Genomic DNA, 12818 nt, shown 5'->3' on the forward strand with positions numbered 1-12818 from the left:
TCTTTGCGGTGCACCCCGGGTGTAACATTCTTCGATTCAGACTAAATAACACCCAGTGCGCGCTGTGAAGGAGGCCTTCACGGCACGTCACCAGCCGGTGGGCAGCGGGCGGCCCTCGGCGAAACCGGCGGCCGACTGGACGCCGAGCACCGCGCGCTCGTGGAACTCTTCGAGCGTGCGCGCGCCCGCGTAGGTGCACGCGGACCGGACGCCGGAACCGATCGAGTCGAGCAGGTCCTCGACGCCGGGGCGAGCCGGGTCCAGCGCCATGCGCGAGGACGAGATGCCCTCCTCGAACAGGGCCTTGCGGGCGCGGTCGAAGACGTTGTCGGTGCGTGTCCGCGCACCCACCGCGCGCTTCGAGGCCATGCCGAACGACTCCTTGTACGGCTTGCCCTGCTCGTCGAACCGCAGGTCACCGGGCGATTCGTAGGTACCGGCGAACCAGGAGCCGACCATCGCCATCGACGCGCCGGCGGCGAGCGCCAGCGCGACGTCGCGGGGGTGGCGGACACCGCCGTCGGCCCAGACGTGCTTGCCCAGCTCGCGCGCGGCGGCCGCGCAGTCGGCGACGGCGGAGAACTGCGGGCGGCCCACGCCGGTCATCATCCGCGTCGTGCACATCGCGCCGGGGCCGACGCCGACCTTCACGACGTCCGCGCCCGCCTGGATGAGGTCACGGGTGCCCTCGGCGGTGACGACGTTCCCGGCCACGACCGGAACCCGCGGCGAGACCGAGCGGACGGCCTTGAGCGCGGCGATCATCTTCTCCTGGTGGCCGTGTGCCGTGTCCACCACGAGCACGTCGACGCCGGCCGCGAGGACCGCCTCGGCCTTCGCCGCGACGTCGCCGTTGACGCCGATCGCCGCGGCGACGCGCAGGCTGCCCGCGTCGTCGAGCGCGGGGGTGTAGATCTCGGAGCGCAGCGCGCCGACCTCGGTGAGCACCCCGGCGAGCTTGCCGTCGGAGTCGAGGCCGAGCGCGAGGCGGCCGCCGTGGTCGTGCAGCCGCTCGAAGACCTCGCGCGGGGACGTGTTCAGCGGGACGCTGACGACCGCGGGCTCCGCGACGTCGGCGAGACGCGCGAAGCGGTCGACACCGGCACAGGACGCCTCGTCGACGACGCCGACAGGGCGGCCGTCGTCGTCCACGACGACCACGGCGCCGTGGGCACGTTTGTGGACCAGGTTGAGGGCGTCCGCGACGGCGTCACCACCGGTCAGCACGAGCGGGGTGTCCCACACCGGGTGCCTGCTCTTCACCCAGGCGACGATGTCGGTCACGGCGGCGCTGTCGACGTCCTGCGGCAGCACCACGAGCCCGCCGCGGCGGGCGACGGTTTCGGCCATGCGGCGCCCGGCGACAGCGGTCATATTGGCCACCACGATGGGGATCGTCGCGCCCGTGCCGTCCACAGTGGACAGATCGACGTCGAACCGGGACTCCACGGCGGACCGGTTCGGCAGCAGGAACACGTCGTCGTAGGTCAGGTCGTGAGCGGGCTGATGCCCAGTGAGAAAGCGCACGAGTCGCCAGGATACCTGCATGCCACACTAAGGGCATGAGCAACCGGGATCGCGACGATGCAGGCCGCGCCCGCAACGCCCGCCCGCGCGACGGCCTCGGCAGGCCATTGCCCTACGGCGCCGAAGGGGTCGAGCGCCAGCCCGAGGGGATCGCCCGGACCCCCGCCGAGACCGTGATCGAGGCGCAGCGCCTGCTCGACGAAGGAAAACCGTTCCACGCGCACGAGGTGTTCGAGGACGCCTGGAAGGCCACGGACGGACCCACCCGGGAGCTCTGGCGAGGCCTCGCGCAACTCGCCGTCGGCCTGACGCACGCCGCGCGCGGCAACTGCGTCGGCGCGGCGGCGCTGCTGGAGCGGGGCGCGGCCAATATCGAACCGTTCCGTGCGGAGCCGCCGCACGGGATCGACGTCGCGGGGCTGCAGGAGTGGGCGCGCTCGCTCGCCGCGGAGGCGAAGGACCGGGTTCGGGTGGAGCCGGTCGTGCCGCGGCTGAGTCCCGGCGCGCAGCGATAGCAAAGGTCCCTCGCTACCCCGCGACGGTAGTAAAGGTCCCTTGCTCCGCCCCGGCGATAGCAAAGGTCCCTTGCTCTCTTTCCGCAGGTCAGGGCGTCGGCCATGTCGCTGATCGGGCCTTCTCGGCGCCGATCGTCGTGCTTTCACCATGGCCGGTGCGGACGGAGGTCGCGTCCGCCAGGGCGAACAGCTTGTCCCGGATCGAGCGCACGATCGTCGGGTAATCCGAGTACGACCGCCCTGTCGCGCCTGGCCCGCCGTGGAACAGCGTGTCGCCGGTGAAGACGATGCCGAGGTCCTCGGCGTGGAGGCAGACCGCGCCCGGCGCGTGGCCCGGTGTGTGCAGCACACGCAGTGTCGTGCCCGCGACGCTCAGCGTCTGCTCTTCGGCGAGGTCGCCATCGGGCGCGCGGTCGGGGTGGGTCAGGTTCCAGACGACGCGGTCCTCGGGGTGCAGGAGGATCGGTGCTCCCGTCTTCGCCGCCAGTTCGGGGGCCGCGTTGACATGGTCGTTGTGCGCGTGCGTGCAGACGATCGCCAGCACCTTCCGGCCGCCGACGGCGTCCGCGATGGCCGCGGCGTCGTGGGCCGCGTCGATCACGATCACCTCGGAGTCGTCGCCGACGAGCCAGACGTTGTTGTCGACGTCCCAGCTGCCGCCGTCGAGTTCGAAGACGCCGGAGGTCACCACGTTCTGCACCGTTGCCGTCATGGGGCGACCCTATCCAAGGTTGACATACCGACGGTATCTACCGGAAGGTATTCTTACTGCCAGTAAGAACCGGGTCAGGGAGCGTGTGATGACGGCCGTCCGAGAACTCCTGTCCGAACCGCTGAAGCTTCGCTGTGGCGCTGTTCTTCCGCATCGGATCGCGAAGTCGGCGCTGAGCGAGCAGCTCGGCGACCGCCGCAACCGCCCGACCCGTGAACTCGCCGAGCTGTACCGGACGTGGGCCGCCGGTGGTGCCGGAGTGCTGGTGACCGGCAACGTCATGGTCGACCCCACCGCGCTCGGCGAGCCACGCAACGTCGCCTTGCCCGAGGAGCCCGATCCGGCCGACTTCCGGCCGTGGGCGCGCTCGGTCGAGGGGACCGACGCGCAGTTGTGGGTCCAGCTCAACCATCCCGGCAGGCAGAGCCCGCGGTTTCTGTCCCGGCAACCGGTCGCGCCCTCGGCGGTGCCGTTCGGCGACCGTGGCATCCGGACCGCGTTCGCGGCGCCGCGCGCGCTGACCGGCGATGAGATCGAGGCGATCATCGATCGGTTCGCGCTCGCGGCACGGGTGTTCGTCGATGCCGGATTCAGCGGAATCCAGCTCCATGGGGCCCACGGCTACCTGATTTCGCAGTTCCTTTCGCCGCTGACGAACCTGCGGACCGACGAATGGGGTGGCGACGCGGCGCGCCGCCGCCGGTTTCTGCTGGAGTTGGTGCAGCGGGTCCGGGCGGAGATCGGCGACGGCGTCCCGTTGTCGGTCAAGCTCAACAGCGCGGACTTCCAGCGGGGCGGGTTCGACGAGGGCGAATCGCTCGAAGTGGTTCGTCTGCTGGGCGAGGCAGGACTCGACCTGCTGGAGATTTCCGGTGGCACGTATGAGAAAGCCGCGATGATGGGCGCAGGCCGGGCGAGTACGCGCAGGCGCGAGGCGTACTTCCTGGACTACGCGGCCAAGGCGCGCGAAGTCAGCGATGTCGCGTTGATGGTGACTGGCGGTTTCGCGACGGCCGAGGGGATGGCTGACGCGCTGGGCTCGGGCGCGCTCGACGTCATCGGTCTCGGCAGGCCGATGACCGTCGATGTCGGCCTCCCGGGACGTCTGCTCGCCGGCGAGGATGTCGAGGCCGAGCGGCTGTGCCCGAAGACGGGCATCCGGCTCGCCGACAGCCTGCTCGAAATCCAGTGGCACACGCAGCAGATGCACCGCGTCGCGGCGGGGAAGCTGGTCGATCGGCGGCGTGGGCCGCTCCGGACCCTGGTGCAGGGCGGGCTCGCCGACCCGCTCAACGCGTTCCGGCGGGTCCGCGGCTAACCCGCATCCGCGGCCTCGGGCTGCGCCGGGGTTTCCGCGACTGCCCTGGAATCGGCGCGGCGAGTGAACAGCCGGTCGAGCCACAGCGCCCCGATCGCGAGTGCGATGAAGAACAAGCCGATGATCGCGCAGTTCAGCGTGATCCGGCCGTAGCCGAGCTTGGTCGCGGCGATGAACGGGTATGGGTAGTAGCCGATGATCGCGCCGCGAATCAGCGTGAAGGTCACCCAGGCGAGTGGGTAGAGCAGCGACCACCAGACCGTGCGCCAGCGCATGAGGCCGTGCGGCCCGCACAACAGCCAGCCGAGCACGCACATGATCGGCGAGACCTTGTGCAGCATCGTGTCCGCGAACAGCGCGAGCCCGTGCAGGTCGTATAACCCGGCGAGCGCGACCTGGTAGACGACGCCGGTCACGGTGATGCCGACGAGCGCACACAGCCACAACACCGGGAACAGGCCGGTGGCGCGGGCGAGGCCGAGCGCGAGCAGTGCGGTCGTGATGGTGACCAGGACGTTCGAGTCGATGGTGAAGAAGCACAGCAGGTTCGCGACCCGGCCCGCCGCGGTGGCGAAGCGGCCCTCCGTGGCGTTCGAGGTGGCGATGACCTGGGTGACCAGTCCCGTCAGCGCGGCCAGCGCGGTGAGCGCGAACCAACCACGGGCGATCTTCGACTCCGGCATTCCTGGGACCGTACCGGGGGTACGCCCGGACACCCGTGGGCCTCACCCGATCGGCGCGGCAGCGGTCCAAAAGGGAGCAAGGGACCTTTGCTATCGTCCGTGAGCACACCAACGATTAGCGCGCTAACGAATGCGAGCAAAGGTCCCTTTGTGACCTGGGAGTTTTCCGGAGACACCTTCTCGCCTGCATGTTTTCGGTGTCAACCGCGAGCACTACCGCGCGTCGCTCTGCACTCCTGCGCGTGAACGCGCGGCCTGTTCCCACGAGTTCCCACGAGTTCCCACGTGGATCAGGTCTGTCCGCGGTTGGCGGTCATGGCGCCAGTCTCCCTGTTACGGCCCGGCTTGGCGGATCCGGCGGCCGGTTTGATCACCGGGTGGTGATCCTGGAAGTTGCTGGTGGCGTCGCCGCCGCGCAGGGAACGGCTTCCGCCGCCCCGTTCAGCGTGTGCGGGAGCTGCTGGTAAACCGAGAGCAACGCCTTCCTGAGGGGCCGCTGGGCCGGCTAGTGCCGCATCAAGCAACGTTGGGTAGGTAATCCGGTCGGCGGATCTTGGAGTTGACGGCGAAGTGGCGTTTGGGGTGGCAGCGGCGGTTGCGCCAGCGCAGGTAGCCGGCGATGGCGGCTTCCTGAGCGACGTGGCTGGGGTAGTCGCTGCCGTCGAGGGTGGTCAGGCTCCAGGCCGCGATGCGGCAGATCTGGTCACGGGCGACCGACCCGAACCTACGGGGTCGGCCGCCCTTCAATTTTGGGGACAGCGCCGCGAAGCCGGAGGTGTTGAACGCGTGGACCACCTCCCGCACATACCCCGCCGTCGCCGCGAACATCACCGCGATCTCTCCCACGTCCACGAACGCAGCCGACGTCGCCCCGCTTCCTTCGATTAAGCTCCCTTGCTCCTCATTGCGGCCGATGCGATGCCTGACCAGGGTGGGGGCGAAGACCGAAGTGCTCCAGTTCCCTCTCTACGACATGTCGGTGACCTCCGCCGGCCCTCCGCGCAACAGCCCTCGCACGGTGTCGATTGTGTCGGCCTCGCCAGGGTCCTTGTCCGGCCGATAGCGGACCACCCGCGCGAAGCGCAGTGCGAGCCCGCCCGGGTACCGGGTGCTCACCTGCGCGCCGTCGAGTTCGATTTCGACCACGACCTCCGGCCGCACATACACCGTCCAGTTGTCGCGGTGGGTCTCGATTTCCTGGAACTTCTCGGTCTGCCAGGCCAGCAACTCGTCGGTCATGCCCTTGAACGTCTTGCCCACCATGATCGGCGGACCGCCGTCGGGGTCGCGCGCGCCGAGATGCAGGTTCGACAACGTGCCGGTCCGCCTGCCGTGCCCCCATTCGGCCGCGAGCACCACGAGGTCGATGGTGTGCACCGGTTTCACCTTGAGCCAGGCGCGGCCTCGCCTGCCCGCGGCGTACGGCGAGGCGAGGTCCTTCACCATCACGCCCTCGTGCCCGGCCGTCATGGCCCTTTCCAGCACCGAGGCCGCGTCCGCCGGCGCCAGTTCGCCGGGGATGACATGGTCCCCGGCCACCTTCCGCAGTGCCGTGTTGCGTTCGGACAGTGGTGCGTCGAGCAGGTCGACCCCGTCGAGATGCAGACAGTCGAAGAAATACGGCCGCAGCAGCAATGCCCGCACCTGCTCCTCCCGCGTGCTGCCGAATCGGCTCATCGTCTCCTGGAACGGCCGCGGCCGCCCGTCGTCGGTCAGCGCGAGCGTTTCGCCGTCGAGGACCACCGATTCACACGGCAGCCCCCGCACCAGCTCGACCAGTTCCGCGACGCTGCCGGTGATCTCGCGCAAGGTTCTCGTGTAGACGTGGACCTCGTCGCCGATCCGGTGCACCTGTATCCGTGCACCGTCCATTTTGTACTCGACGAGCGCGTGCGTGTGCTCGGCGACGGCCTCGTCCAGCGATTCGGCGGGGGAAGCCAGCATCGGCCGGATCGGCCGTCCCAGTGCGAGCCGGAACTCCGCCAGCCGTGCCTCACCGCCGGTCAGCGCGGCCAGCCCGGTGACCGGCAGCCGCCCGGAAAGCATGAAGGCCCGCCGCACGTGCTCGATGCCGACATCGGCGGCGACCGCGATCGCCTCGACCATCACCCCCTCCAGCGCACCCTGTCGCAACTCGCCGGTGACCAGCCGGAACAGGAACTCCTGCTCGGCCTTCGTCAGCCGCGCGAACAACGCACGCAGAACGTCGGACCGGCGTTTCACCGAGCCCGCGCCTGACGCCGCGGCGACCTCGCCCAGCGCGACGTCCACCTCGGCGACCGTGACCGCTGGTTCGGCGGCGGGCGGGGTGGCGAGCTCGGCCAGCGTGCGCCAACCCGCGCCGAGCCGGTCCTGCGCTGTCTGGCCGGTGAGGTACGCGATCACCGCGGGCAGCTCGTCCTCGCCGGAGGCGCGCAGCAGCGCGGCCAGGACGGCGATCTTCGCCTTCCTGGACCTGGTCGCCGTCAGCTCGGCGGACGCGGTGACGATGTCGGTGAGCAGCACGTCCATCATCATGACCCGGACCACCGACATTTTCCGGCTGAAGTGCCTCGTCAGGTGTCTGGGCGCAGGCGGAGCTGGTCCGGCAGGGTTCAGCCGGTCGCGATCCGATCGACAGCGGCGCGGAGCCGGTCCGGTGGGAGCGCCGCGTAACCCAGCACGAGCCCGGGAAATGGTGGCCCCGCCGGGTTGTGCGTGAACTGCGACAACGCGGGTGCGTTGACACCGCGCTCGGCGAGCACGGCCTGCGTGGCGGTGTCGTCCGTGCCTTCCGGGAGACGGACGACGACGTGCAGACCCGCCGCGATGCCGACCGGCCGCCACTCCGGGCGCCGCTGGGCGAGCGCGCCGAGCAGCGCGTCCCGGCGCTGCCGGTAGAGCCGCCGGGTACGCCGCAGGTGCCGGTCGTAACCGCCGGAGCCGATGAGCCGCGCGAGCGCCGCTTGGGGCAACGGCGCGCAGCCGAGGTCGTGCATGTGCTTGGCGGCGACGATCGACTCCCGCAGCCGGGGCGGCGGAATCAGCCAGCCGATGCGTAGCGCCGGGGCGAGCACCTTGCTGACGCTGCCGACGTAGCAGACACGTTCCGGATCCAACGCCCGCACGGCACCCAGCGCGGGCCGGTCGTACCGGTGTTCGGCGTCGTAGTCGTCTTCCACGACCAGGCCGTCCACCTCGGCCGCCCAGCCGAGCAGCTCGCGCCTGCGGTCGGGATGCAGGGCGACGCCGAGCGGGAACTGGTGGGCCGCGCTGACCACGACCGCACGGCAGTCCGAAGTAGACAGACGGGTGACGTTGATTCCCTTGTCGTCCACGGGAATGCCCACCGGCTGAAGGGATTGTCGGCGGAACAGGTCCGCCTGCCCGGGATGGCTCGGGTCCTCGACGGCGATCCTGCGCGTCCCCTGTTCGCGCAAGGCGGCGCCGAACAGGGAAAGTGCTTCGGCGGCCCCGCTGGTGATCACCAGGTCGTCCGGCCGGGTGGGCAGCGCCCGGACGCGGCCGAGGTAGGCGGCGAGTTCGGCGCGCAGCGCCGGATGTCCCGCCGGATCGGGGTAGCCGAGTGCGGAATCCGGTGCCGTGGCCAGCACCTCACGTTCGGCGGCCAGCCATTCCGCGCGCGGGAACGCCGACAGCGCGGGCAACCCGGGTCGGAGGTCGAAATCCCAGCGGGCCCGTTCCGGCGGAGGCGCCGACGGCGGTGTCCCGGTGTCCCCGAGCGGGGCGACGTGGGTGCCGGAACCGCGTTTGCCGATCAGGTATCCCTCGGCGATCAGCTGCTCGTACAACGCGGTCACGGTGCCGCGGGCCAGTCCGAGCTGCCCGGCGAGATCCCGGCTGGAGGGCAGGCGGGTGCCGGTCGCCAGCGCGCGGGTGCGGATCGCCTCCCGCAGGGCCGCTTCGACCGCGCGGCCTCGCCGCCCGCCCGAGGCGGACACGGCGGGCAGGAGCAGCTCGCGCAGAGTGGTCCATTCGGCGTTCATCGCGAGGTAGCCTACGCATGGACCGCCTGAGTCAGGGGCGAATACGTTCCTCCTCGGGGGTCGTGGTGGAGTCGGTGATCCAGCTCGCGAGCAAGCCCAGCGCCCGCTCGGTCTCCGAACCGGGCTGCGCTGTGTAGACGACCAGCGCCAGGTCGGGATCGTCGGGCAGGCGCAGCGTCTCGTAGTACAGGTCGAGTTCCCCGACGATCGCGTTGCGGACGATCTTGCGGCCGCGTGCTTTCTCGTGCACTGCGTGTGTCGCCCACAGCTTGCGAAAGTGCTCGCTGCCCAAGGAAAGTTCGCCGATGAGCTGGGCGAGCCGGGGATCATCGGGATACTTCCCGCTCTCCGCGCGCAGGTTCGCGACGATCTCGCCCGCGACGGTGTTCCACTCGGGATGCAGATCCTTGGTGCTCTCGTCGAGGAAGAACATCTTGGGGATGTTGCGCTCGCCGGGCGGGATGGCGGGCAGGTCGAAGCTGAGCGCGCCACCGAGGGAGTTCCAAGCCAGGACGTCGAGGTAGCGGCCGAAGACGAACGCCGGCGTCTGGATGGCGTCCAGCATGAGCCGGAGTTCGGGCCGCACGTGCTGGGGCCGCTGCCGGACGGGACGGCGCCGTTTCGGGGCGACGAGGTTGCGGAGATAGGTCACCTCGTCGTCCTTCAGCCCCAGCACCCTGGTGAGCGCGTCGAGGATCGAATCCGAGACGTTGCGGGCACGGCCCTGTTCCAGCCGCGTGTAGTAGTCGACGCTGATCCCCGCGAGCTGCGCGATCTCCTCACGGCGCAGCCCGGCGACCCGTCGCTTGCCTGCCCCGTCAGGCAGGCCGAGGTCGACGGGGTCCAGCGCGGCGCGACGGGCCTTGAGGAAGGCGCCGAACTCAGCTGCGTCACTCATGGCACCGAGTATCCATGCCCGCCCGGCGCGCTGCCTGGTACTGCCAGACCTAGGTTGACCGTGACCTGGTCCGGCGCTTCCGTCGCGCCCACAGTGGAGCTTGCCAGACCGACGACGAGGAGGAACAAGGTGCGACGGCGAATTCTGGGTGGCACGGGTATCTCGGTGAGCGAGTACGCGTTCGGCGCGATGATGCTGGGGAAGTGGGGCAACCCGGACCACGAGGACGGGGTCCGGATGGTGCACGCCGCGCTCGACGCCGGCATCAACTTCGTTGACACCGCGGACATGTACTCCGACGGGGAGAACGAGCGGATCATCGGGAAGGCGCTCAAGGGGCGGCGCGACGAGGTGGTCCTCGCCACCAAGGGGTTCTTCCGGATGGGAAAGGACCCGAACACCGGCGGCGCGTCGCGCCGCTGGCTGACCAGGGCGCTCGAGGACAGCCTGCGCAGACTGGACACCGACTACATCGACCTCTACCAGGTCCATCGCCCCGATCCGACGACCGACATCGATGAGACGCTGTCCGCGCTGTCGGATTTCGTGCGCTCCGGGAAGGTGCGTGCGGTCGGTTCGTCCGATTTCCCGGCCGAACAGATCGTGGAAGCACAGTGGGTGTCCGAGAAACGGGGACATGTTCGGTTCCGCACCGAGCAGCCGCCGTACTCGATCCTCAGCAGGGCGATCGAAGCCGCGGTGCTGCCGACAGCGCAGAAGTACGGGATGGGGGTGCTCACGTGGAGCCCGCTCGCCAGTGGCTGGCTCTCCGGCCGGTACACCTCGGCGTCCGATGTGGACCTCAGCGAGGGGAGGAAAGTATTGCAGCAGCACAAGTTCGACCCGGCACTGCCCGCGAACGCCGCCAAGCTGGCAGCGGTGGCCGAGCTGACGAAGGTGGCCGCGGACCTGGGACGCCCGTTGACGCATCTCGCGCTGGCGTTCGTGCGGGCACACCCAGGGGTGACCTCGGCGATCATCGGACCGCGGACGCCGGAGCAACTCGGCGACCTGCTGGCAGGCGCGGACCTCGTGCTGGGCGACGACGTGCTGGACCGGATCGACGAGATCGTGCCACCGGGTACCGATCTCAACCGGCTCGACGCCGACTACGTGCCACCCGCGCTGGCCGACAAGACGCTGCGCCGCCTATGAGGTGGTCCATTTTGGTGAAAGGAGAGTGGACCTGGAAGCTGGACCACTGATGCGGCGAGGCTGTCGGCATGGCAGTACTGACCCGACCCAGGGGCGCTCGTGCCGGCGTGGCGTACGGGGTGTCGACCGCGGTGATCGTCGGTGGTTCGGTGCCGGTGACGGGCATGCTCGACGGCTATCCGGTGCTGACCGGCCAGGCCCTGCGTTACGCGCTAGCCGGCCTTTGCTCCTGAGCTGGGCGCGGCTCACGCGCAAGCCATTGCCGCTGCCGCGGCTTCGGGACGTTCCGACGTTGTTCGCGCTGGCCGCGACGGGAATGGTCGGTTTCCAGGCGTGTCTGTTGCTGGCTCAGCGTTATGCCGAACCGGGGCTGGTCGCGGCGTTTCTCGGCGGGAGTCCGCTGGTGCTGGCGATTGTCGCGCCCTTGCTGGCGCGGCGACGCCCGTCCGTGGCACCGATTGTCGGTGCGGTGCTGGCCGGGCTCGGTATCGCGGTGCTGTCGGGCGGGGGAGCGGCGCAAGGGCCGGGCCTGCTGCTCGCGGCGGCGGCGATGGTGTGCGAGGCCTTGTTCACGCTGCTGGCGGTCGGGCTCGTCGCGCGGCTCGGTCCGCTGGCGACCTCGACGTGGAGTTGCTGTGCCGCGGCGATCGGTGGCGCGGTGCTCGGCACGGTGGCAGACCCGGCCGGCGCCTGGCGGTGGCCGGACGGGCGTCAGTTCGCCGCGATGCTGGTCCTCGCCGTCCTGGTCACCGCGGTCGCGTTCGTGCTGTGGTACTCGGCGGTGGCGGCGCTCGGTGCCGACCGCGCCGGTGTGCTGATCGGGCTCATGCCGGTGGCCGGACTGATCGTGTCGCTGGTGCTGGGCGCGCAGGACTTCCGGTTCGGCCAGCTCGCCGGTGTCGCGCTGGTGTCACTGGGGGTGGTGGCCGGCCTTCGCCGTGGCAAGGCCGGTCAGCGCGGAGCACTTCCGGTCGAAGTTCCGGACGACGTCACCGGCGATGATCCACACCATGACGGTCCGCAGGGGCCCGTGGAGGGTGATGTGCTGGGTGAACTCGGTGTTCCCGTCACCATCGGCGGCGAGGGTGAAGCCGAGGTCCATGTGCCCGAGGGGGATGGGCTGGCGTACCGCGATCTCACTGCCCGGAGTGCAGGCCGTGACAGTGAAATCGTCCGCGAGCAGTGAGTGGCCGCGGCCACGTATCCGGCCGGTGGGGTGGAAGAAACCCCTCGAGCCCGTTGTGAGCGGTCCGCGGAGCACCACGCGTGCGAGGTCGGGATCCCAGCGCGGCCAGCTCTCGATGTCGGCGAGGACGTCCCAGAGCGCGGCTGTGTCCACGGGAAGGGTGCGGGTCGAGGTTCTGGTCCAGGTCATGGCCCGACGATATACGGAACCGACAGTCTCGTAAACTGTGACCCATGACGGACAACCGGCGTGGGCGGCCGCGGGAGCGGGGAATCGACGATGCCGTGCGATCGGCGGTGAACGACCTGCTCGGGGAAGTCGGCTATCAGCGGTGCACGGTCGACGCGATCGCCGCACGGGCCGGTGTCGGCAAGGCCGCGCTCTACCGGCGCTGGAAATCCAAGGCGGAACTGGTTTTCGCGGCCGCCATCCACGACGACGCGCTGGCTTCGCCGGCGGACACCGGGACGCTGCGGGGAGATGTGGGGGAAGTCCTGGCGGCCATTCAGTCCTCTTTGGATGGACCGCAGGTGCGCAGTGCCCTGCCGGGGCTGCTGGCCGATGTCCAGGCCGACCCCGGACTGGCGGCGCGGTTCGGCGAGGTGTTTCTGGCGCGAGAGCGGGCATATCTCGTCGAGATGCTCGACAGAGCTGTCGCGCGTGGCGAGCTCACGCGGCAACCCGACCTCGTGGCCATACACGCGATGCTGCTCGGGTCGGTTTTCGCCTGGCTCCACTTGTTGCAGGAGCCGACGCCTTCAGCGGGCCTGGCGGACGTGCTCGCGAAGCCGATTCATGCTGGGCTTCGCGCCCTCGCGGACGAGCCGGAATAGCAAGG

At 69.9% G+C, this 12818-nt stretch carries 13 protein-coding genes and 1 pseudogene; 6 read left to right on the top strand and 8 right to left on the bottom strand.

The genetic code is table 11. The annotated features are described in order from the left end of the window. Positions 1-87: 87 nt before the first annotated feature. Entirely contained in the window at positions 88-1527 is a 1440-nt protein-coding gene (locus tag ACFWX1_RS26350; RefSeq protein ID WP_378391631.1) for a GuaB1 family IMP dehydrogenase-related protein, read from the bottom strand. A 35-nt stretch (positions 1528-1562) separates the two neighbouring features. Between ACFWX1_RS26350 and ACFWX1_RS26355 the strand changes: the two genes are divergently transcribed. Continuing rightward, entirely contained in the window at positions 1563-2042 is a 480-nt protein-coding gene (locus ACFWX1_RS26355; protein ID WP_378391633.1) for a DUF309 domain-containing protein, read from the top strand. Between the two features lie 88 nt (positions 2043-2130). On the opposite strand, the gene ACFWX1_RS26360 is transcribed toward ACFWX1_RS26355, so the two are convergent. Further along, a complete protein-coding gene (locus ACFWX1_RS26360) occupies positions 2131-2754 on the bottom strand; it encodes an MBL fold metallo-hydrolase (RefSeq protein ID WP_378391635.1) in 624 nt (207 codons plus the stop codon). An 88-nt stretch (positions 2755-2842) separates the two neighbouring features. On the opposite strand from ACFWX1_RS26360, the gene ACFWX1_RS26365 reads away from it, so the two are divergent. Next, positions 2843-4072 (top strand): NADH:flavin oxidoreductase/NADH oxidase family protein, encoded by a 1230-nt coding sequence (locus ACFWX1_RS26365; protein ID WP_378391637.1) that lies wholly within the window; start codon positions 2843-2845, stop codon positions 4070-4072. On the opposite strand, the gene ACFWX1_RS26370 is transcribed toward ACFWX1_RS26365, so the two are convergent. From ACFWX1_RS26370 to ACFWX1_RS26390, 5 genes are all read right to left on the bottom strand, one after another. Then, on the bottom strand, positions 4069-4755 hold the full coding sequence (locus ACFWX1_RS26370) for a Pr6Pr family membrane protein (protein ID WP_378391638.1): 687 nt from the start codon (positions 4753-4755) through the stop codon (positions 4069-4071). The genes ACFWX1_RS26365 and ACFWX1_RS26370 overlap by 4 nt on opposite strands. A gap of 516 nt (positions 4756-5271) precedes the next feature. Then, positions 5272-5607 carry a helix-turn-helix domain-containing protein gene (locus tag ACFWX1_RS26375; RefSeq protein WP_378391640.1) on the bottom strand — a complete coding sequence of 112 codons (336 nt, stop codon included), beginning with the start codon at positions 5605-5607 and terminating at the stop codon, positions 5272-5274. A gap of 114 nt (positions 5608-5721) precedes the next feature. Further along, complete coding sequence (locus ACFWX1_RS26380) at positions 5722-7260, bottom strand: ATP-dependent DNA ligase (RefSeq protein ID WP_378391712.1); 1539 nt, start codon at positions 7258-7260, stop codon at positions 5722-5724. A gap of 89 nt (positions 7261-7349) precedes the next feature. Continuing rightward, entirely contained in the window at positions 7350-8741 is a 1392-nt protein-coding gene (locus tag ACFWX1_RS26385; RefSeq protein WP_378391642.1) for a PLP-dependent aminotransferase family protein, read from the bottom strand. A 31-nt stretch (positions 8742-8772) separates the two neighbouring features. Then, a complete protein-coding gene (locus ACFWX1_RS26390; RefSeq protein WP_378391644.1) occupies positions 8773-9639 on the bottom strand; it encodes a helix-turn-helix transcriptional regulator in 867 nt (288 codons plus the stop codon). A 129-nt stretch (positions 9640-9768) separates the two neighbouring features. Between ACFWX1_RS26390 and ACFWX1_RS26395 the strand changes: the two genes are divergently transcribed. The 3 genes and pseudogenes from ACFWX1_RS26395 to ACFWX1_RS26405 form a co-directional block, all read left to right on the top strand. Next, on the top strand, positions 9769-10794 hold the full coding sequence (locus tag ACFWX1_RS26395; RefSeq protein WP_378391646.1) for an aldo/keto reductase: 1026 nt from the start codon (positions 9769-9771) through the stop codon (positions 10792-10794). A gap of 68 nt (positions 10795-10862) precedes the next feature. Further along, positions 10863-11027, top strand: coding sequence for a hypothetical protein (locus ACFWX1_RS26400; RefSeq protein WP_378391648.1), 165 nt, complete (start codon positions 10863-10865; stop codon positions 11025-11027). Positions 11028-11053: 26 nt separating this feature from the next. Continuing rightward, positions 11054-11659 (top strand): annotated as a pseudogene (locus ACFWX1_RS26405) (DMT family transporter); the annotation flags it as partial. Positions 11660-11704: 45 nt separating this feature from the next. On the opposite strand, the gene ACFWX1_RS26410 reads toward ACFWX1_RS26405, so the two are convergent. Beyond that, complete coding sequence (locus tag ACFWX1_RS26410; protein WP_378391650.1) at positions 11705-12169, bottom strand: SRPBCC family protein; 465 nt, start codon at positions 12167-12169, stop codon at positions 11705-11707. Between the two features lie 44 nt (positions 12170-12213). Between ACFWX1_RS26410 and ACFWX1_RS26415 the strand changes: the two genes are divergently transcribed. Next, positions 12214-12813 (top strand): TetR/AcrR family transcriptional regulator, encoded by a 600-nt coding sequence (locus ACFWX1_RS26415; RefSeq protein ID WP_378391652.1) that lies wholly within the window; start codon positions 12214-12216, stop codon positions 12811-12813. The last annotated feature ends 5 nt before the right edge of the window (positions 12814-12818 follow it).

This window comes from Amycolatopsis sp. NPDC059021 (assembly GCF_042739895.1).
In the GTDB taxonomy this organism is placed as follows: domain Bacteria; phylum Actinomycetota; class Actinomycetes; order Mycobacteriales; family Pseudonocardiaceae; genus Amycolatopsis.

Excerpts from the sequence above, each read along its gene's own strand:
- ACFWX1_RS26355 (WP_378391633.1), top strand. The coding sequence starts at position 1,563 with ATGAGCAACCGGGATCGCGACGATGCAGGCCGCGCCCGCAACGCCCGC.
- ACFWX1_RS26360 (WP_378391635.1), bottom strand. The coding sequence starts at position 2,754 with ATGACGGCAACGGTGCAGAACGTGGTGACCTCCGGCGTCTTCGAACTC.
- ACFWX1_RS26365 (WP_378391637.1), top strand. The coding sequence starts at position 2,843 with ATGACGGCCGTCCGAGAACTCCTGTCCGAACCGCTGAAGCTTCGCTGT.
- ACFWX1_RS26370 (WP_378391638.1), bottom strand. The coding sequence starts at position 4,755 with ATGCCGGAGTCGAAGATCGCCCGTGGTTGGTTCGCGCTCACCGCGCTG.
- ACFWX1_RS26385 (WP_378391642.1), bottom strand. The coding sequence starts at position 8,741 with ATGAACGCCGAATGGACCACTCTGCGCGAGCTGCTCCTGCCCGCCGTG.
- ACFWX1_RS26390 (WP_378391644.1), bottom strand. The coding sequence starts at position 9,639 with ATGAGTGACGCAGCTGAGTTCGGCGCCTTCCTCAAGGCCCGTCGCGCC.
- ACFWX1_RS26400 (WP_378391648.1), top strand. The coding sequence starts at position 10,863 with ATGGCAGTACTGACCCGACCCAGGGGCGCTCGTGCCGGCGTGGCGTAC.
- ACFWX1_RS26410 (WP_378391650.1), bottom strand. The coding sequence starts at position 12,169 with ATGACCTGGACCAGAACCTCGACCCGCACCCTTCCCGTGGACACAGCC.
- ACFWX1_RS26415 (WP_378391652.1), top strand. The coding sequence starts at position 12,214 with ATGACGGACAACCGGCGTGGGCGGCCGCGGGAGCGGGGAATCGACGAT.